General features: G+C 45.8%; 15 protein-coding genes, 1 tRNA gene and 2 rRNA genes. 6 read left to right on the plus strand and 12 right to left on the minus strand.

Translation table 11 applies throughout. The annotated features are described in order from the left end of the window. The first annotated feature begins 204 nt into the window (after window positions 1-204). The 5 genes from RJD38_RS08225 to RJD38_RS08245 all read left to right on the plus strand — a co-directional run bounded on the left by RJD38_RS08225 (window position 205) and on the right by RJD38_RS08245 (window position 5,189). Window positions 205-3,098, plus strand: a 23S ribosomal RNA gene (locus tag RJD38_RS08225). Window positions 3,099-3,188: 90 nt separating this feature from the next. Beyond that, a 5S ribosomal RNA gene (rrf, locus tag RJD38_RS08230) occupies window positions 3,189-3,304 on the plus strand. A 70-nt stretch (window positions 3,305-3,374) separates the two neighbouring features. Then, window positions 3,375-3,451: transfer RNA gene (locus tag RJD38_RS08235), tRNA-Asp, on the plus strand. 601 nt (window positions 3,452-4,052) lie between these two features. Further along, on the plus strand, window positions 4,053-4,460 hold the full coding sequence (locus tag RJD38_RS08240; RefSeq protein WP_223296331.1) for a hypothetical protein: 408 nt from the start codon (window positions 4,053-4,055) through the stop codon (window positions 4,458-4,460). Window positions 4,461-4,490: 30 nt separating this feature from the next. After that, window positions 4,491-5,189 (plus strand): DedA family protein, encoded by a 699-nt coding sequence (locus RJD38_RS08245; protein WP_005593690.1) that lies wholly within the window; start codon window positions 4,491-4,493, stop codon window positions 5,187-5,189. A 115-nt stretch (window positions 5,190-5,304) separates the two neighbouring features. Here the strand turns inward: RJD38_RS08245 and RJD38_RS08250 are convergent, their stop codons facing one another. Next, entirely contained in the window at window positions 5,305-6,588 is a 1,284-nt protein-coding gene (locus RJD38_RS08250) for a cation:proton antiporter (protein WP_005593692.1), read from the minus strand. 169 nt (window positions 6,589-6,757) lie between these two features. On the opposite strand from RJD38_RS08250, the gene metH reads away from it, so the two are divergent. After that, window positions 6,758-10,435, plus strand: a complete 3,678-nt coding sequence (gene metH, locus RJD38_RS08255; RefSeq protein WP_065545751.1) for a methionine synthase — start codon at window positions 6,758-6,760, stop codon at window positions 10,433-10,435. An 82-nt stretch (window positions 10,436-10,517) separates the two neighbouring features. Here metH and mgtE read toward each other — a convergent pair whose 3' ends face one another. The 11 genes from mgtE to kdsD form a co-directional block, all read right to left on the minus strand. After that, the gene (gene mgtE / locus RJD38_RS08260; RefSeq protein WP_005593695.1) at window positions 10,518-11,873 is read right to left on the minus strand and encodes a magnesium transporter; all 1,356 of its coding nucleotides are present in this window, start codon (window positions 11,871-11,873) and stop codon (window positions 10,518-10,520) included. A 138-nt stretch (window positions 11,874-12,011) separates the two neighbouring features. Next, a complete protein-coding gene (locus RJD38_RS08265) occupies window positions 12,012-12,290 on the minus strand; it encodes an HPr family phosphocarrier protein (RefSeq protein ID WP_005593697.1) in 279 nt (92 codons plus the stop codon). Window positions 12,291-12,293: 3 nt separating this feature from the next. Beyond that, window positions 12,294-13,157, minus strand: coding sequence for an RNase adapter RapZ (rapZ, locus tag RJD38_RS08270; protein ID WP_005593699.1), 864 nt, complete (start codon window positions 13,155-13,157; stop codon window positions 12,294-12,296). An 8-nt stretch (window positions 13,158-13,165) separates the two neighbouring features. Continuing rightward, the gene (gene ptsN / locus RJD38_RS08275; RefSeq protein WP_005593700.1) at window positions 13,166-13,612 is read right to left on the minus strand and encodes a PTS IIA-like nitrogen regulatory protein PtsN; all 447 of its coding nucleotides are present in this window, start codon (window positions 13,610-13,612) and stop codon (window positions 13,166-13,168) included. Between the two features lie 2 nt (window positions 13,613-13,614). Further along, a complete protein-coding gene (gene hpf / locus RJD38_RS08280; RefSeq protein WP_005593702.1) occupies window positions 13,615-13,902 on the minus strand; it encodes a ribosome hibernation promoting factor in 288 nt (95 codons plus the stop codon). A 24-nt stretch (window positions 13,903-13,926) separates the two neighbouring features. After that, window positions 13,927-15,387, minus strand: coding sequence for an RNA polymerase factor sigma-54 (locus RJD38_RS08285; protein WP_065429760.1), 1,461 nt, complete (start codon window positions 15,385-15,387; stop codon window positions 13,927-13,929). 43 nt (window positions 15,388-15,430) lie between these two features. Beyond that, window positions 15,431-16,156 carry an LPS export ABC transporter ATP-binding protein gene (gene lptB / locus RJD38_RS08290; protein WP_006713560.1) on the minus strand — a complete coding sequence of 242 codons (726 nt, stop codon included), beginning with the start codon at window positions 16,154-16,156 and terminating at the stop codon, window positions 15,431-15,433. A gap of 2 nt (window positions 16,157-16,158) precedes the next feature. Next, window positions 16,159-16,656: a lipopolysaccharide transport periplasmic protein LptA gene (lptA, locus tag RJD38_RS08295; RefSeq protein WP_065429761.1), complete on the minus strand. Its 498-nt coding sequence runs from the start codon at window positions 16,654-16,656 to the stop codon at window positions 16,159-16,161. Beyond that, entirely contained in the window at window positions 16,637-17,200 is a 564-nt protein-coding gene (lptC, locus tag RJD38_RS08300) for an LPS export ABC transporter periplasmic protein LptC (RefSeq protein WP_065429762.1), read from the minus strand. The genes lptA and lptC overlap by 20 nt, the downstream gene beginning before the upstream one ends. Further along, entirely contained in the window at window positions 17,197-17,754 is a 558-nt protein-coding gene (gene kdsC / locus RJD38_RS08305) for a 3-deoxy-manno-octulosonate-8-phosphatase KdsC (protein WP_005593707.1), read from the minus strand. The genes lptC and kdsC overlap by 4 nt, the downstream gene beginning before the upstream one ends. Then, window positions 17,754-18,719 carry an arabinose-5-phosphate isomerase KdsD gene (gene kdsD / locus RJD38_RS08310; RefSeq protein ID WP_005593708.1) on the minus strand — a complete coding sequence of 322 codons (966 nt, stop codon included), beginning with the start codon at window positions 18,717-18,719 and terminating at the stop codon, window positions 17,754-17,756. The genes kdsC and kdsD overlap by 1 nt, the downstream gene beginning before the upstream one ends. Window position 18,720 lies beyond the last annotated feature (1 nt).

Raw genomic sequence — 18,720 nt, forward strand, 5'->3', positions numbered from 1 at the left:
CTGACTGATAACAACATTGTTGTTATCAAAAAAAGTTCTCAATGTTTATCTTTAAGATAAACACCAAAAAACACATTCAAGTGTTCTTGGCAATATCATCATTTATGATGATTATTCGAAATTGAGTCCGGCAAAATCGAACGTCTCTCACTCATAAAATAGAGAGACAACTTGGTTGTTTAACGAAACTCCTTCGGGTTGTATGGTTAAGTGACTAAGCGTACACGGTGGATGCCTTGGCAGTCAGAGGCGATGAAAGACGTAGTAACTTGCGATAAGCCCAGATTAGGTAGTAACAACCATTTGAGTCTGGGATTTCTGAATGGGGAAACCCACGTGCATAAGCACGTATCATTAACTGAATACATAGGTTAATGAGGCGAACCGGGGGAACTGAAACATCTAAGTACCCCGAGGAAAAGAAATCAACCGAGATTCCGAAAGTAGCGGCGAGCGAAATTGGATTAGCCCTTAAGCGTTTTATGCGTCAGGTGAAACTTCTGGAAAGTTGTGCGATACAGGGTGATAGCCCCGTAACCGGCAACGCATATTAGGTGAAAACGAGTAGGGCGGGACACGTGTTATCCTGTCTGAATATGGGGGGACCATCCTCCAAGGCTAAATACTACTGACTGACCGATAGTGAACCAGTACCGTGAGGGAAAGGCGAAAAGAACCCCTGTGAGGGGAGTGAAATAGAACCTGAAACCGTGTACGTACAAGCAGTAGGAGCGGGCATTGCGTCCCGTGACTGCGTACCTTTTGTATAATGGGTCAGCGACTTAATTTTAGTAGCAAGGTTAACCATCTAGGGGAGCCGTAGGGAAACCGAGTCTTAACTGGGCGTATAGTTGCTAGAATTAGACCCGAAACCAGGTGATCTAGCCATGGGCAGGTTGAAGATTGAGTAACATCAATTGGAGGACCGAACCGACTAATGTTGAAAAATTAGCGGATGACTTGTGGCTAGGGGTGAAAGGCCAATCAAACCTGGAGATAGCTGGTTCTCCCCGAAAGCTATTTAGGTAGCGCCTCGGACGAATACTACTGGGGGTAGAGCACTGTTAAGGCTAGGGGGTCATCCCGACTTACCAACCCTTTGCAAACTCCGAATACCAGTAAGTACTATCCGGGAGACACACGGCGGGTGCTAACGTCCGTCGTGGAGAGGGAAACAACCCAGACCGCCAGCTAAGGTCCCAAATTATTACTAAGTGGGAAACGATGTGGGAAGGCTTAGACAGCTAGGATGTTGGCTTAGAAGCAGCCATCATTTAAAGAAAGCGTAATAGCTCACTAGTCGAGTCGGCCTGCGCGGAAGATGTAACGGGGCTAAGTAATAAACCGAAGCTGCGGCAATGAAGTTTACTTCATTGGGTAGGGGAGCGTTCTGTAAGCGGTTGAAGGTGTGCTGTAAGGCATGCTGGACGTATCAGAAGTGCGAATGCTGACATGAGTAACGATAAAGGGGGTGAAAAACCTCCTCGCCGGAAGACCAAGGGTTCCTGTCCAACGTTAATCGGGGCAGGGTAAGTCGACCCCTAAGGCGAGGCCGAAAGGCGTAGTCGATGGGAAACGGGTTAATATTCCCGTACTTCTTATAATTGCGATGGGGGGACGGAGAAGGCTAGGTGGGCCTGGCGACGGTTGTCCAGGTTCAAGTACGTAGGCGGAGAGTTTAGGTAAATCCGGACTCTTGTTAACGCTGAGATACGATGTCGAGCTACTACGGTAGTGAAGTCATTGATGCCATGCTTCCAGGAAAAGCCTCTAAGCTTCAGATTATAAGAAATCGTACCCCAAACCGACACAGGTGGTCGGGTAGAGAATACCAAGGCGCTTGAGAGAACTCGGGTGAAGGAACTAGGCAAAATGGTACCGTAACTTCGGGAGAAGGTACGCTCTCGACGGTGAAGTCCCTTGCGGATGGAGCTATTGGGAGTCGCAGATACCAGGTGGCTGCAACTGTTTATTAAAAACACAGCACTGTGCAAAATCGTAAGATGACGTATACGGTGTGACGCCTGCCCGGTGCCGGAAGGTTAATTGATGGGGTTAGACTTCGGTCGAAGCTCTTGATCGAAGCCCCGGTAAACGGCGGCCGTAACTATAACGGTCCTAAGGTAGCGAAATTCCTTGTCGGGTAAGTTCCGACCTGCACGAATGGCGTAATGATGGCCACGCTGTCTCCACCCGAGACTCAGTGAAATTGAAATCGCTGTGAAGATGCAGTGTACCCGCGGCTAGACGGAAAGACCCCGTGAACCTTTACTACAGCTTGGCACTGAACATTGACCCTACATGTGTAGGATAGGTGGGAGCCTTTGAAGCACGTACGCCAGTATGTGTGGAGGCAATCTTGAAATACCACCCTTGTATGCTTGATGTTCTAACGTTGGTCCCTTATCGGGATTACGGACAGTGCCTGGTGGGTAGTTTGACTGGGGCGGTCTCCTCCCAAAGAGTAACGGAGGAGCACGAAGGTGGGCTAAACACGGTTGGACATCGTGTGGTTAGTGCAATGGCATAAGCCCGCTTAACTGCGAGAATGACGGTTCGAGCAGGTACGAAAGTAGGTCATAGTGATCCGGTGGTTCTGTATGGAAGGGCCATCGCTCAACGGATAAAAGGTACTCCGGGGATAACAGGCTGATACCGCCCAAGAGTTCATATCGACGGCGGTGTTTGGCACCTCGATGTCGGCTCATCACATCCTGGGGCTGAAGTCGGTCCCAAGGGTATGGCTGTTCGCCATTTAAAGTGGTACGCGAGCTGGGTTTAGAACGTCGTGAGACAGTTCGGTCCCTATCTGCCGTGGGCGTTGGAAAATTGAAAGGGGCTGCTCCTAGTACGAGAGGACCGGAGTGGACGAACCTCTGGTGTTCGGGTTGTCATGCCAATGGCATTGCCCGGTAGCTAAGTTCGGAATCGATAACCGCTGAAAGCATCTAAGCGGGAAGCGAGCCTTGAGATGAGTTTTCCCTGGCACTTTAAGTGCCCTAAAGGGTTGTTCGAGACTAGAACGTTGATAGGCAGGGTGTGTAAGCGCTGTGAGGCGTTGAGCTAACCTGTACTAATTGCCCGTGAGGCTTAACCATACAACACCCAAGGGGTTTTGTAGGACTCAATGCAAGAACGATTGAATGTGTAAATAGAACTTCAAACAGCTTTCCGAATTAAAGAATTTGCTTGGCGACCATAGCGTTGCGGACCCACCTGATTCCATGCCGAACTCAGAAGTGAAACGCAATAGCGCCGATGGTAGTGTGGGGTCTCCCCATGTGAGAGTAGGACATCGCCAGGCTTTAAATTTCGTTTTTAGATAGACCATCTAGAAACAAAATGGACGCTTACTACGGTAAGTTTGCCACTGCGGAGTGGTAGTTCAGTTGGTTAGAATACCGGCCTGTCACGCCGGGGGTCGCGGGTTCGAGTCCCGTCCACTCCGCCACTATTTTGAAAAAGCCCTGCTAGCAATAGCAGGGCTTTTTTACGTCTGTAGGAAATGAACTTAGTGGTAGTTCAGTTGGTTAGGCTTTTTATTGGAGCGCTTAGCGGCCTGTCACGCCGGGGGCGTGTTGTTTTCTAGGTTATTAGAAGTCCCGTCCACTCCGCCACTTATTTGAAGAACCCCTTTACGTCTGTATTAAAAAATAACGACTATTCAGCAAGTTAGGCCTTTTATTGGAGAGCTTGGCGGTTACAATATTCTCGCTTCTCGCTTCTCGCTTCTCGCTTCTCGCTTCTCGCTTCTCGCTTCTCGCTTCTCGCTTCTCGCTTCTCGCCCTAACTTTCAAATACTTTATACTGCTAAGCCTGCTAAGCCTGCTAAGCCTGCTAAGCCTGCTAAGCCTGCTAATCGTACCGATAGGGATAGGTGCAACTTCTTAGAATATCTGTGCTTTTTAGGTCGGTTCATCACCTTTATTTCCCTTTTATTTTGCAGTGATGGTTACGATAGATAATCACTATTGAACTTATTGGCAAGTGGGGCTAAAACCCACATAGAGTTTATAGTTTTTCAGCAATGTCGCTGTGAAAATTGATCTGGAGTGGAGTGTTTGCGAGTAAGAGGGTTTTTCTCTGCGGCTTGTTTAGTTCTGTTGCTTGCCAATGCGACGGATGAACAGGTATTGCCTCGTGATCCTGAATTTATCGCCGAAGCTTATCAACTTCGCCTGCCTTCTGAGCATCAAATCTCTCGTCAATTAGCGATCCTTAACTATAAAGACTTCCATTACTATTTACTGAGCCGTTATCTAAACAAACCTGCCGAACGGCAAAATCAGCTAAGTTACTGCTTGTTGACCAACGACACACTCAGTGCATTGGCGTTTCGTGCATTGTCACTGCTTGTTGAAGAACCCATTGGTGCAATGGGTTATCGAGTTAAACAACACTATGAATCTAATTTAATTTATCGCTTTATACATAGCCGAAATCATTTGCAGATTGGTTAATAAAATCTGTTCTGTTTATGAGGTAAAAAAATGTTGGATTCAATTATTTCGGTCTTGATGGCGCTATGGCATCAAGACTTTGCGACGTTAATGACACCAGGCAGTGCTGCCATGGTGTATTTTGTGGTGGGAGCACTGATCTTCTTAGAAAGTGGTTTTATTCCCGCGGCACCATTTCCTTGCGATAGCGTAGTGGTGTTATCTGGTACGTTAGCGGCTGTTGGCGTATTAGATCCATTTCTGGTGTTGATTATTATCGGGACTTGCGCGGCAACGGGAAGTTGGGCTGCCTATGTACAAGGACGTCTACTCAATCGTCTGCCTAAAGTTCAAGGTTGGGTAAATGCAGTTCCGCAAAAGCGTTTACAGCAAGTTGATATGCTTTTGGGTAAGCATGGATTAGTCGCTTTGTTCTGTGCGCGCTTTGTGCCAGTGGTGCGCTCTCTGCTGCCGTTGATGATGGGTATGCGAGCTAATAAAGTGAACAAATTCCACTACTTTTCATGGTTAAGCGCTATTTTATGGACCTTGTTACTTTGCTCTTTCGGTATGCTGTTACCATTGTTGCCTGAAAACATTAGCAAGTTAGTGACGATGGCTTTAATGGCGGCCCCAGTGATCACTTTTGTTACCGCGTTATTGGGCTTTATCACAATGCGTGTCCGTCGTGCTTTGAATGAGCAACAAGCCAGCAAGGTGAAACCGATTGTTGAAAAAGTTGAGCGTTAAGCCATATTAGGGCTTTTGGGTTACGATGATCTAAAAGCTACCTAAAGATTAGTGTGAGCAATACGATTACAATAAAAAAGGCAGCCGAGGCTGCCTTTTTTATTTTTGATATGATTTATGATTCTATTTTTACTTCTGCTTTTTTCGCTCTTTCAATCATTGGGGTAATGGTCGACCCTTGAATCAAAATCGAGAAAACAACGACGGCGTATGTCATGACCAGAATAATTTCTCTTACATCGATTTGTTTTTCTGGGATAACCCAAATGCCTGCAGGAATCGATAGTGCCATGGCGAGCGCTAAGCCGCCACGTAAGCCGCCCCAGGTTAAGATAGGGATAGACCAAGGATTATAGGTTCGATAACGTTTAAAGCCTATATAAGAGCAAAATACGCTGAGGAAGCGACCTGTTAAGACCAATGGAATGGCAAACGCCATTAGAATGAAGTCTTCTTGGTGGAATTTGAATAGCAGCATCGACATACCGATAAGTAAGAACAGTACGCCATTAAAGAACTCATCGACCAATTCCCAGAAATGGTCGAGATGATCTTCACTCTCTTTTGAAAAGCCAATATAGCGCGTCCAGTTGCCAATCATAATACCTGAGACCACCATCGCCAGAGGGCCGGATACGTGAAGAATGTCAGCCAATGCATAACCTGCGGTTGGTATACCGATGGTTAATAGCAACTCCATTGAGTGGTCGTCCGTTGCACAGATCAGATAGTGGAACACTAAGCCTAGTAGTAGGCCATAAGCAATGCCGCCAATCGCTTCTTGAACAAATAGCATAGAGACGCTGCTTAGCGTTGGTGCTTCATTGCCAAATGCAATGGTATAGATGGTCACAAAAATGACTAAACCAAAGCCGTCATTAAATAACGATTCTCCCTCAATTTGAGTTGAGATGCGTTTTGGTGCATTGAGTTTTTTTACAATGGCAAGAACGGCGATGGGATCGGTTGGAGAAATAAGTGCACCGAACAGCAGGCAGTAAACGAGGTCAAATTTGATGCCGATAAGTTGGCAAAAACCAAATAGAGCGTAACCAATAAAGAAGGTAGAGAACAGCGTAGCACCTAAGGCTAATACGGTTATTTCCCATTTCTGATCTTTAAGGTTTGGTAATTTTATCCCAAGACCACCGGCAAACAGTAGAAAACCTAAAATGCCTTTAAGCAAGAAATCTTCAAAGTTAATACTCGACATGGTGTGAGTCGCAATTTCCGTCAATTGAAACCAGTCATTTTGGCCTGCAATCAAGATGAGTAATGAAAGCATCATTGATCCCGCGGTGATCGCGATGGTTGTTTGCATCTTGCCGATTTTGCTGTTGATAAAAGCAATAAGCATCGCGGCGGCAGATAAAAAACAAAGAGTGTAGTAGACGGACATATTTGGACTCTTGTGTAACAAATTGTGAATAAGAATTCTGTGCCTAAGATGAGCAAATGGCAAATATTATTTCGTCATGGTGCTGTTAGGGATTAACTATTTTAGACGTCTAGACTCCTTTGAATTGTGTGATAGGATGGTGTCATACACAAAGGAATGAGGCTGTACTGTGGGAAGCAAAATAAGACAACAGATCGAGGCGCAACTAAAGCGACGTATCTTATTGATTGATGGTGGCATGGGCACCATGATTCAAGATTACAAATTAGAAGAACAAGAATACCGTGGAGAGCGATTCGCGGATTGGCATTGTGACCTCAAAGGGAACAATGATCTGTTGGTGTTATCACAGCCGAAATTGATTAAAGATATTCACCTCGACTATCTGGAAGCTGGTGCGGATATTCTCGAAACCAATACTTTTAATGCGACCACTATTGCCATGGCCGATTACGACATGGAAAGCCTGAGTGCAGAGATTAACTTCGCTGCGGCTAAACTTGCTCGTGAGGCCGCGGATGAATGGACGGCTAAGACACCAGATAAACCAAGGTATGTCGCAGGTGTGTTAGGCCCAACTAACCGAACCTGTTCGATCTCTCCAGATGTTAACGATCCTGGTTATCGCAATGTGAGTTTTGATGAGCTGGTCGAAGCTTATTCAGAGTCGACTCATGCGCTGATTCGAGGTGGTGCGGATCTCATTTTACTTGAAACGATCTTCGATACTCTGAATGCCAAAGCGTGTGCGTTTGCGGTAGAAACGGTGTTTGAAGAGCTAGGGTATTCACTGCCAGTGATGATCTCCGGTACGATCACCGATGCTTCTGGGCGTACCCTCTCTGGGCAAACGACAGAAGCGTTTTATAACTCTCTTCGTCATGTTAAACCTATTTCGTTTGGCCTGAACTGTGCGTTAGGCCCTGATGAGTTGCGTCCTTATGTGGTTGAGCTATCGCGTATCTCGGAAACCTTTGTTTCAGTCCACCCAAATGCTGGTCTGCCTAATGCGTTTGGTGAGTATGATTTATCACCAGTGGATATGGCTGAACATGTGACTGAGTGGGCGCAGAGCGGATTCTTAAACTTGATTGGTGGTTGTTGTGGCACAACACCTGAACATATTCGTCAAATGGCGCTAGCCGTAGAAGGTGTGACGCCAAGAGCATTACCGGATTTGCCAGTTGCGTGTCGTTTATCAGGTTTAGAGCCTTTAACGATCGAGAAAGATACCTTGTTCTTAAATGTGGGTGAGCGAACTAACGTGACCGGTTCTGCTCGCTTTAAACGCTTAATCAAGGAAGAGCTGTACGAAGAAGCGCTCGATGTTGCGCGTCAGCAAGTTGAAAACGGTGCACAGATCATCGATATCAATATGGATGAGGGCATGATTGATGCCGAAGCCTGTATGGTACGCTTTTTGAACCTGTGTGCATCGGAGCCGGAAATTTCCAAAGTGCCCATCATGGTTGACTCCTCTAAGTGGGAAGTCATTGAAGCGGGCTTAAAGTGCATTCAAGGCAAAGGCATCGTTAACTCGATTTCGCTGAAAGAAGGCAAAGAAAAGTTTGTCGCTCAAGCTAAGCTTGTTCGTCGCTATGGCGCGGCGATTATTGTCATGGCATTTGATGAAGTTGGCCAAGCTGAGACTCGCGAGCGCAAACTTGAGATTTGTACCAACGCCTACCGCATCTTGGTTGATGAAGTAGGTTTCCCGCCAGAAGACATCATCTTCGACCCGAACATTTTTGCTGTTGCGACGGGTATTGAAGAGCACAATAACTACGCAGTCGATTTTATCGAAGCGGTGGCAGATATTAAACGTGACTTACCGCATGCGATGATTTCTGGTGGTGTGTCGAACGTTTCGTTCTCTTTCCGTGGCAACAACTATGTGCGTGAAGCGATTCACGCGGTCTTCCTCTATCACTGTTTTAAGAATGGTATGGATATGGGGATTGTTAACGCGGGTCAGCTTGAGATCTACGACAATGTACCAGAAACCCTGCGTGAAGCGGTGGAAGATGTGGTGCTTAACCGCCGTGATGATTCGACGGAACGCCTGCTGGACATCGCCCAAGAGTATCTTGATAAAGCCGTGGGCAAGGTGGAAGACGCGTCGTCGTTAGAGTGGCGAACGTGGCCGGTTGAAAAGAGACTAGAGCACTCACTGGTTAAAGGTATCACCGAATTTATTGTTGAAGATACGGAAGAAGCGCGTGTTAATGCCTCTCGTCCGATCGAGGTCATTGAAGGACCATTGATGGATGGCATGAACGTGGTGGGTGACTTGTTTGGTGAGGGAAAAATGTTCCTACCCCAAGTCGTCAAATCTGCGCGCGTCATGAAGCAGGCGGTTGCTCACTTAGAGCCGTTCATCAATGCCTCTAAAGAGGTGGGCTCGACCAACGGTAAGATTCTTCTAGCTACAGTGAAGGGGGATGTTCATGACATTGGCAAAAATATTGTTGGTGTTGTTTTGCAATGTAATAACTATGAAATTATCGATCTTGGCGTCATGGTGCCATGTGAAAAGATCCTCAAAGTCGCTCAAGAAGAGAATGTCGATATCATCGGTTTATCTGGCCTGATCACCCCTTCACTTGATGAGATGGTGCATGTAGCTAAAGAGATGGAACGACAAGGCTTTGAACTACCATTGTTAATTGGTGGTGCAACGACTTCTAAAGCGCATACGGCGGTTAAGATTGAGCAGAATTACCACAAGCCAGTTGTGTACGTGAATAATGCGTCACGAGCGGTAGGGGTGTGTACCTCGCTGTTGTCCAAAGAACTTTATCCTGCTTTTGTTGAGAAGTTGGATGCGGATTATGAAGTGGTGAGGGACCAGCACCGTCGTAAGAAGCCACGTACTCGCCCAGTGACGCTTGAAAGGGCGCGAGCGAATAAGGTCGCGATTGACTGGGCTAGCTACACGCCGCCAGCTCCAGCTAAACCGGGTGTGCATATCTTTAAAGATTTTGATATTGCTACTTTGCGCCAATATATCGATTGGACGCCATTCTTTATGACCTGGTCGTTGGTGGGTAAGTATCCAGCAATCTTAGAACATGAAGAAGTAGGCGAGGAAGCTAAGCGACTATTCAAAGATGCCAATGAGTTGCTTGATCGTGTTGAGCGTGAAAAGTTACTGGAAGCGCGTGGTATGTGTGCATTGTTACCAGCAGCAAGTGTTGGTGACGACATTGAAGTGTATACCGATGAATCACGTACAGAAGTGGCCAAAGTGCTGTATAACCTGCGCCAGCAAACCGAGAAACCGAAAGGGTTTAACTACTGTCTGTCAGATTACATCGCGCCGAAAGAGAGCGGTAAACTTGATTGGATTGGTGCGTTCGCGGTTACCGGAGGTATCGGTGAAAGAGAGTTGGCCGATCAATATAAAGCTGCTGGTGATGACTACAACGCCATTATGATTCAGGCGGTTGCGGACCGTTTAGCTGAAGCATTTGCTGAGTATTTGCATGAGAAAGTACGTAAGGAAATCTGGGGTTATGCAAGTGATGAAGCGCTCTCTAATGATGATTTGATTCGAGAAAAGTATCAAGGTATTCGCCCTGCACCTGGCTACCCTGCTTGCCCAGAGCATACCGAAAAAGGAGCGTTGTGGGAGTTGCTAAATGTTGAAGAGAGTATAGAGATGTCTCTGACCAGTAGCTATGCGATGTGGCCGGGCGCGGCGGTTTCGGGCTGGTACTTCTCGCATCCTGATTCTCGTTACTTTGCCATTGCACAAATTCAGCAAGATCAGGCGGAAAGTTATGCTGACCGAAAAGGTTGGGATATGTTGGAAGCGGAAAAATGGCTCGGGCCAAACATGAATTAATGCGCCTTTGCTCAGCCGCTATAGAGACAAAAAAGCACAGCTTGAAGCTGTGCTTTTTTATTGGGATTTTGCTGTGAACGAGTTAAATAAAAATCGTCGCCAAGCCCAAGAAAACCGATAGGCCAATTACATCCGTAACGGTTGTTAGCGCCATACCACCCGCTAACGCTGGGTCGATATTCATTTTCTTCAGCATAATAGGGATGGTTACCCCCGCGATACCTGCGACCAATAAGTTGGTCATCATCGCTGCGGAAATAATACCACCAAGTATCCAATTGCCTTTCCAAGCAACCACAATACCACCAATGATTAACGCCCACATGATGCCATTGAGAAAACCGATCGCGGCTTCTTTGATTAACAATTCACGTTTGTTTGAATCACCGATATGGCCTAATGCTAAGCCGCGAATGACCAGAGCAACGGTTTGGTTACCCGCAACCCCACCCATCGAAGGTACGATAGTCATCAAGACTGCAATGGCCGCCATTTGATCTAAAGTGGCTTCAAACATGTTGGAAACTGAGGCTGCAGCAAGGGCTGCAAGTACATTCGCACCGAGCCACACACTACGCTTGCGCGCCGATTTTACCACCGGGGCAAAGGTATCTTCATCATCGTCTAGACCTGCCATACTCATCATTGAGTGCTCGGCATCTTCACGAATAACGTCAACCACGTCATCGATGGTGATACGACCTACGAGTAGTTGGTTCTCATCAATGACAGGAGCAGAAACCCAGTTACGACGTTCGAATAGGCTCGCGACATCGGAGTCCTTCATCGTCACTTCGATTGCATCGTCCGCATCTTCCATCACATCCGCAACTTTGACATCGGGTTGGGTGGTAAGAATGGCCGTTAATGAGAGCTCACCAATTAGGCGATTCTCTTCATCAATGACGTACAACGCATCGGTCGCTTCAGGTAGTTCACCACGCATACGTAAGTAGCGGAGCACAACGTCAATATCGACATCACCACGAATGGTAATGACGTCGGTATTCATTAAACTACCTGCGGTATCCTCTGAATACGATAGGGCAGTTTCAACACGTTGACGATCTTCCACATCCATCTGCGAAAGTACTTCACGCGAAACATCGTCAGGCAGGCTTCGGAGGACGTAAGCGACATCATCGGTGTCCATGCCTTCGGTTGCTTCAGCCAACATCTCTGGTGCCATTCTAGACACGAGATCGTCTTTTACATCCTCGCTTAATTCATCGAGGATTTCGCCATAATCTTCTGGATCGGTTAGTTGCCAAAGAACTTCACGGCTTTTACGCGGAGAGGCTTCTAAGAGATGAGCGATATCTTCCGGTTCCATGTCCTGCAGCTGACGGCGGACGTGGACGAAACGGCCATTTTCTAGAGCATCTGTGACTTCTTGGAGGGCTTGGTGAGCTTGATCAAACTCTATTTGCTCGGCCATCGATTCCCCCTGACTCTATATGGTTACAATGCGTTGAATAGTAACTTAATTTAACGGCTTGTTTAATAAGTTAGTGTTAAGAAAATCTAATTATCTGTTGATAAGTGAGCCGTAGATGTAATCAGTGTAGGTGAAGGGTTACTCATCTTCGTCAAATTTATGCTCAATTAACTGGCAAACCGCGATTAATGCCTCGCTTGCATCATTCCCTTCAGCGTGAATGGTGACATGCTCGCCTTGTGCTGATTCGAGCATCAATAAGCCCATAACACTGTCGGCAGTGGCAACTTTTCCATCATGGTTTTGAATGGTCAAAATGGCATTAAATGATTGTGCGAGTTCAACCAGTTTAACTGCCGCACGAGCATGTAGCCCAAGTCGATTCTCAATTAGGACGGTTTTACTCTCTTGCGGCATACGTTAATCCTGTCGGTTTTTCTCAAGTGAGGTGTGGCGAATTTGCACCTGATGTCCCAGTTCAGCGAAGTACTCGCCAATTTGTTGGGTGAGGTAGACTGAGCGGTGCTTACCGCCAGTACAGCCAATCGCCACCGTCAGATAGCTACGATTATTTTTTTCTAACATTGGCAGCCAGTGTTCTATGAATTTCTGTACTTGGAGTTTTAATTCAATCACTTCTTGATGGCTTTCCAAATAGGATTTAATTGGTGCATCTAGCCCAGTGAGTGGGCGTAAATCGGGTTCCCAATGTGGATTGGGAAGAAAACGCACATCGAAGACATAATCAGCATCACTGGGTAGGCCATATTTGAAACCAAATGATTGGAATACCATCACCAAATCTTTGCGTTCACGTCCTTCTACTCGACGGCGAACATTCTCACTCAATTCATGCAGCGATTGATTGCTGCTATCAATGATGAGATCAGCGTGTTCTTTGAGTGGTGAAAGAATGCTTTTTTCTTTCTCAATCGCTTGCTCAAGCGAGGTGCTTTCATGTGCCAATGAGAGGGGGTGGATACGGCGAGTTTCGCTGTATCGCTTAAGTAAAGTGTCTTTATTGGCATCAAGAAACAGCACGCTCACGTCGGTTTCTTGTTTTAGCTTTTGTAGTACATCGTTAACCAAGGTTGGTTCTTCGGGCAGGTTACGAATATCGATACTGACCGCGACATTTTGCTTGCTGCCTTGAATGGATTGTACGAATACATTCAATAGGTTAACAGGAAGGTTATCAACACAATAGTAACCTAAATCTTCAAGCACACGCAGCGCTACGCTTTTACCTGCCCCTGATTGGCCACTGACTACAATTAAACGCATAACAACGACTACCTGTTGATCATAATGTCATACAGCTCTTGATCCGACTGCGCTTTGCGAAGCTGCTTGAGGATCAGCTTGTCGTTAAGACGTTCAGCCATACATGAGAGGGTTTTGAGGTGTTCTTTGCATTGTGCATCAGGCACAAGTAAAGCAAATAGGAGGTCAACGGGACGGTTATCAATCGCGTCGAATTCTATTGGGCTTTCGCATTGTAAAAGGACGGCAACAGCTTGGTCGCTTGACTGCATACGAGCATGGGGAATGGCTATTCCATTTCCAATGCCAGTACTGCCCATCTTTTCACGGCTGAGCATGCATTCAAAAAGTTCGGTTGAGTTTTGTCCGGTATGCTCTGCGACGATTTCACTGATCATCTCAAGAGCGCGTTTTTTGCTGGTGCATTGGACTGCACTTTTGGTGCAGTCCAAGGTTAGAATTTCGCTAAGTTGCATAGTTAATGATTATGTAGTTTTTCTTTGTGCTTATTGAGCTGTCTAACCAGTTTATCGGTTAGCGAGTCGATTGCGGCATACATGCTTTCGTCATCAGCTGACGCATGTATTTCGCCTTGATTAATATGAAGGGTAGCTTCTGCGATTTGCTGAAGTTTTTCAACTTTTAAAACCACTTGAACACTGTTGATGTGGTCGAAAAAACGCTCCAGCTTTTGAAATTTTTCGTTTACGTAGTCTTGCATTGAGTCGGTAAGATCAACGTGGTGGCCAGTAATATTGATTTGCATAGGCTTTCCTTCTCGGTTGTTGCCTTAAAGTAGGCGTTTACGCTGACTTGAAGGGGCAATGCCCAAGGACTCTCGGTATTTAGCTATTGTTCGTCTAGCGACCTGAATCCCTTGGTCAGCGAGTAGAGCTGCAATTTTGCTATCGCTAAGAGGCTTAGCGCTGTTTTCTGCAGCGACGAGCTTTTTAATTAAAGCACGAATTGCAGTTGAAGAGCATTCTCCACCATTGTCTGTACTGACGTGACTGGAGAAGAAATACTTCAATTCAAATATACCGCGTGGCGTGTGCATATACTTCTGTGTCGTAACACGAGAGATAGTTGACTCATGCATATCCACGGAGAGAGCGACGTCATTGAGTACCATTGGTTTCATCGCCTCTTCGCCATACTCGAAGAAATTTCTTTGATGTTCAACAATACACTTGGCAACTTTGAGCAGTGTCTCGTTTCGGCTTTCTAAGCTTTTGATTAGCCATTTTGCTTCTTGCAAATTAGAACGAATGTACTGGCTATCTGGGCTGCTTCCTTTGCCGAGTGCGGCGTACTGTTGATTGACTTTTAAACGTGGAATGGCATCAGGATTGCTGGTTACCATCCATTTTCCATGCTCTTTAAATACGGATACATCAGGGATCACGTATTCGGCTTGCTCACTGGATATGCGACTACCCGGACGCGGATCCAATTGTTGGATCAGCTTGAGTACATCACGTAGATCCGTTTCTTTAAGCTTAGTCTCTTTGATGATCAACTTGTAATCCCGATTACCAAGTTGATCAATATGATCGGTCAACACCAGTTTAGCTTCATTTAACCAAGGCGTGTCTTCTGGGTAAGTCGCAAGCTGGAGTAGTAGGCAGTCTTGTAAGTTGATAGAGGCGACACCGAGTGGGTCAAATTGCTGAATTCGTTTACGAACGGCTTCAATTTCCTCTGGTTCAACTTCTTCATGATCAAAGTTTTCCAGAATTTCGGAAAGCGGTACGGTTAGATAACCGTAATCATCAATGGCATCAATCAGTGCAAGTGCAATGGTTCTATCAAGTTCACTAAATGGGGTTAAATCGAGTTGCCAGATGAGGTAGTCGTAAAGAGATTCGGTGGTTTCACCTTGATAAATCGGTGCATCGTCATCGACGGCGATGCCAGTACTGCCGGTATTTGCGCTATAGACATCATCCCATGTAGTGTCTATTTCAAGTTCAGAACTGATCTCTGATTTTTCAATCAGCTCTGAGCTATCTTGCTGTTCACTTTCTGCGACTTCCGCACTGGATTCTTTTTCCTCATTACGGTTTTTCTCTTCGCTGGTGGTCAGTTCTTCATTGCCTTCCTCCACTTCGAGCAGTGGGTTGGAGTCCAAGGCTTCTTGAATCTCTTGTTGAAGATCTAATGTAGACAGCTGCAACAAGCGAATGGCTTGTTGTAACTGTGGCGTCATCGCCAACTGTTGTCCTAGCTTGAGTTGTAATGAGGGTTTCATTCAGTAATACATGCCTTTTAAAGTTCTACAGACTTTTTAATAATCATAGTCGGAATTGTTCACCAAGATAAACTTGTTTCACTTGCTCGTTGTTAAGCACGTCTTCTGGTGTCCCTTCTGCAATGAGATGTCCTTGGCTTACAATGTAGGCTTTTTCACATACATCAAGCGTTTCACGAACGTTGTGGTCTGTAATCAAAACCCCAAGGCCTCGATCACGAAGATGAACAATGATTTTCTTGATATCGATTACCGAGATAGGATCGACACCAGCGAAAGGTTCATCCAACAGAATAAACTGTGGGTTAGCGGCCAGTGCGCGTGCAATTTCTACACGTCGACGCTCGCCCCCTGATAGTGCCATACCCGCACTCTCACGAATGTGCTGAATGTGGAATTCTTCTAATAAATCTTCCAGCTTATCTTGGCGCTCTTCGCGGGTTAGCTCTTCGCGGGTTTCTAAAACTGCCATAATGTTGTCTTGTACCGACAATTTACGGAAGATAGAGGCTTCCTGTGGTAGGTAGCCAATCCCCATGCGTGAGCGGCTGTGCATCGGTAAGATACTGATGTCTTGTCCATCAATACTGATAATACCTTCATCACGAGCCACTAAGCCGACGATCATATAGAACGAAGTTGTTTTACCTGCACCGTTAGGGCCTAGTAATCCCACTATCTGGCCTGATTCAACTTGTAAGCTGACGTCAGAAACCACTTTTCGATTTTTATAGCTTTTCGCTAGGTGTTCTGCTTTTAAAATCGCCATAATTATTCTTGTACTGCTTGAGGCTGAAGTACGGTCGACACTCGATCGCCCTTTTGCTTACCGTCAGCAACTAATTTTTGTGATGAAATATGGTAACGAATATGATTACCGCGAATTTCGCTGTCATCTTGTGCCAACATTGCGTCATCAATCATCGTGAGTTGGTCGCTACTCACTTCGTAATGCAGCTCTTTTGCTTCACCGTATAAGGTTTTGCCATCGTCAGTGAGCTGAGAAAAGGTCGCTAGATTGCCATAGCCATCAATCTTGTTGATTGAGCCATCTGTTTTATTACGTGTGACGATAATCTTGTCGGCATTGATGTTGATGCTGCCTTGCTTAAGCTTTACATCACCAAGGAAGGTGACTTGGTTGCTTTGCATATCAAGGTGTTGACTGTCTGAATCAATGTATACAGGCTGATCGCTGTCAGTCGACAATGCCATGGCCTGTGTTGCTGCGAACAAACAGGCGATTAAACTAAGGTGTGAGAGTTTCATATCTGCCTTGTACATGATTGTAAAGTATCGCGGTGTTGTCAGCGAAATTGCCTTTCATCGCTTGACCTACCGTCTCAAATTGAGGGCCAATTAGGGTAACTTGGTTATCCGCCCAAAAATCACGATTATCCAACTGAATATGCATTATGTCAGTTGATAATGTGTCAAATCCGGAGTCAGGTAGTAAATTTTTACCTAATATATTGCTTTGTAGGGTAAGCACATGATCTTTGGTTAACACACCACTGCCTGCGGTTATTTCCCATTCTTGAATATCACCATTGAGATATATTCTTAGAATTGGTTTCTCAAACACGGTATCACCGCTGCTGGCATAGTGATTTAACTTATCTGATACGATTACGTAGCTGCGAACACCTTGTTTATTGTATGAGGTGTTGGTTAGATCATTACCAGTGAAGAGTGGTAGCTCTACATTCGGTTCGACTTGAATATCGTAACTGGCTTTGTTGGTCATCAAGTAATAGCCAGAAATGGCAATGATGACGACCAGCAGTAAATAACCGATACGAGACAAACTCATATACTTAAACCTTTGTGTACGTCTAGTTCGTCACGAGCCTGAAGGATCAGATCGCAAACTTCACGCACTGCGCCGTGGCCACCTTTAATGGTTGTGACGTAGTTCGCACGCTGAGCAAGCAAAGGATGACCATCAGCCACACACACTTTTAGTGCGACTTTTTCCATGACTGGCCAATCAATCAGATCATCACCAATATAGCCGGTTTGCTCGGGAGCAATCCCTAACTGTTGGCAAATATCGTGGTAAGCCTTCACCTTATCGTCTTGGCCTTGATAGATCAGTTTAATGCCCAGCGCTTTCATGCGATTTTCGACGATCTGAGACTGACGTCCAGTAATGATGGCAATTTCAATGCCTGCGTTCATTAATGATTTTACGCCGTATCCATCACGGGTGTGGAAAGTTTTTAGTTCTTCCCCTTGGTTACCCATGTAGATAAGGCCGTCAGAGAAGACTCCGTCGACATCACAGATCAATAGCTTAATGTGTTTGGCAATCGCTAAAATATCAGCGTCAACTTCACCATATAAGGTGCTGACTTTTTCAGTCATTACATGACCCCTGCTTTGAGTAGGTCGTGCATATTCAATGCACCAACCACGGTGTTGTTTTCACAAAGCAGTAATCCATTAATGCTTTTCTCTTGCATCAAGTTTACACCTTCTGCCGCCAACATGTTTGGATTGGCAACGGTCGGGTTTTTGGTCATCACTTCGCTGATAAGAGCGCTATGAATATCAATGCGTTTATCTAAAATTCGGCGTAGGTCACCATCGGTAAAAATACCGAGCAGCTGTTTATCTTGGTCAACAACCGCCGTCATACCGAGGCCTTTTTGTGTTATTTCAAGCAATGCATCACGCACTAAGGTTTGTGGTGAAACTAAGGGTAGTTCATCACCAGTGTGCATGATGTCTGATAATTTTAGTAACAGCTTGCGGCCAAGTGCCCCACCAGGGTGCGACAATGCGAAATCTTCAGCAGTAAAGCCACGAGCTTGTAATAAAGAAACCGCAAGGGCATCCCCCATCACTAACGTTGCAGTGGTGCTGGAGGTCGGAGCTAAGCCGAGTGGGCACGCTTCTTTCGGCACGGTAATTTGGAGATGGATATCTGCCAGCTTTGCCATGTTAGAGGTCGGTTTACCCGTCATGCTGATAATGGTGATTTTAAGGCGTTTTAGCACAGGGAATAGTGACAATATTTCGCCTGATTCGCCCGAATTTGAAATCGCCAGAACGATATCTCCGGGTTCAATCATACCAAGATCGCCGTGTGCAGCTTCTCCTGGGTGAACAAAAAACGCTGAAGTACCCGTACTCGCCAGAGAGGCGGCAATCTTATTGCCAATATGTCCAGATTTACCCATTCCCATGATCACTACTTTGCCATTTTTATTGGCTAAGATCGTCTCACAAGCTTGAGCAAAACTGTCGTTGAAATATTGGTCTAGCTGCTTTAATGCTTCAATTTCAATATTAAGCACTTCTAATGCGGCAGCGCGATAATCAAACATC

Source organism: Vibrio scophthalmi, assembly GCF_040869025.1.
Taxonomy (GTDB): Bacteria; Pseudomonadota; Gammaproteobacteria; order Enterobacterales; family Vibrionaceae; genus Vibrio; species Vibrio scophthalmi.

Bases quoted from the DNA above. Each gene is read 5' to 3' on its own strand.
- kdsD (WP_005593708.1), bottom strand. From the start codon at position 18,719: ATGTTTGATTATCGCGCTGCCGCATTAGAAGTGCTTAATATTGAAATT.
- hpf (WP_005593702.1), bottom strand. From the start codon at position 13,902: ATGCAAATCAATATTACTGGCCACCACGTTGATCTTACCGACTCAATG.
- mgtE (WP_005593695.1), bottom strand. From the start codon at position 11,873: ATGGCCGAGCAAATAGAGTTTGATCAAGCTCACCAAGCCCTCCAAGAA.
- lptB (WP_006713560.1), bottom strand. From the start codon at position 16,156: ATGGCGATTTTAAAAGCAGAACACCTAGCGAAAAGCTATAAAAATCGA.
- ptsN (WP_005593700.1), bottom strand. From the start codon at position 13,612: ATGCAACTTAGCGAAATTCTAACCTTGGACTGCACCAAAAGTGCAGTC.
- lptC (WP_065429762.1), bottom strand. From the start codon at position 17,200: ATGAGTTTGTCTCGTATCGGTTATTTACTGCTGGTCGTCATCATTGCC.
- RJD38_RS08245 (WP_005593690.1), top strand. From the start codon at position 4,491: ATGTTGGATTCAATTATTTCGGTCTTGATGGCGCTATGGCATCAAGAC.
- RJD38_RS08265 (WP_005593697.1), bottom strand. From the start codon at position 12,290: ATGCCGCAAGAGAGTAAAACCGTCCTAATTGAGAATCGACTTGGGCTA.
- RJD38_RS08250 (WP_005593692.1), bottom strand. From the start codon at position 6,588: ATGTCCGTCTACTACACTCTTTGTTTTTTATCTGCCGCCGCGATGCTT.
- rapZ (WP_005593699.1), bottom strand. From the start codon at position 13,157: ATGCGTTTAATTGTAGTCAGTGGCCAATCAGGGGCAGGTAAAAGCGTA.
- kdsC (WP_005593707.1), bottom strand. From the start codon at position 17,754: ATGACTGAAAAAGTCAGCACCTTATATGGTGAAGTTGACGCTGATATT.
- lptA (WP_065429761.1), bottom strand. From the start codon at position 16,656: ATGAAACTCTCACACCTTAGTTTAATCGCCTGTTTGTTCGCAGCAACA.
- RJD38_RS08285 (WP_065429760.1), bottom strand. From the start codon at position 15,387: ATGAAACCCTCATTACAACTCAAGCTAGGACAACAGTTGGCGATGACG.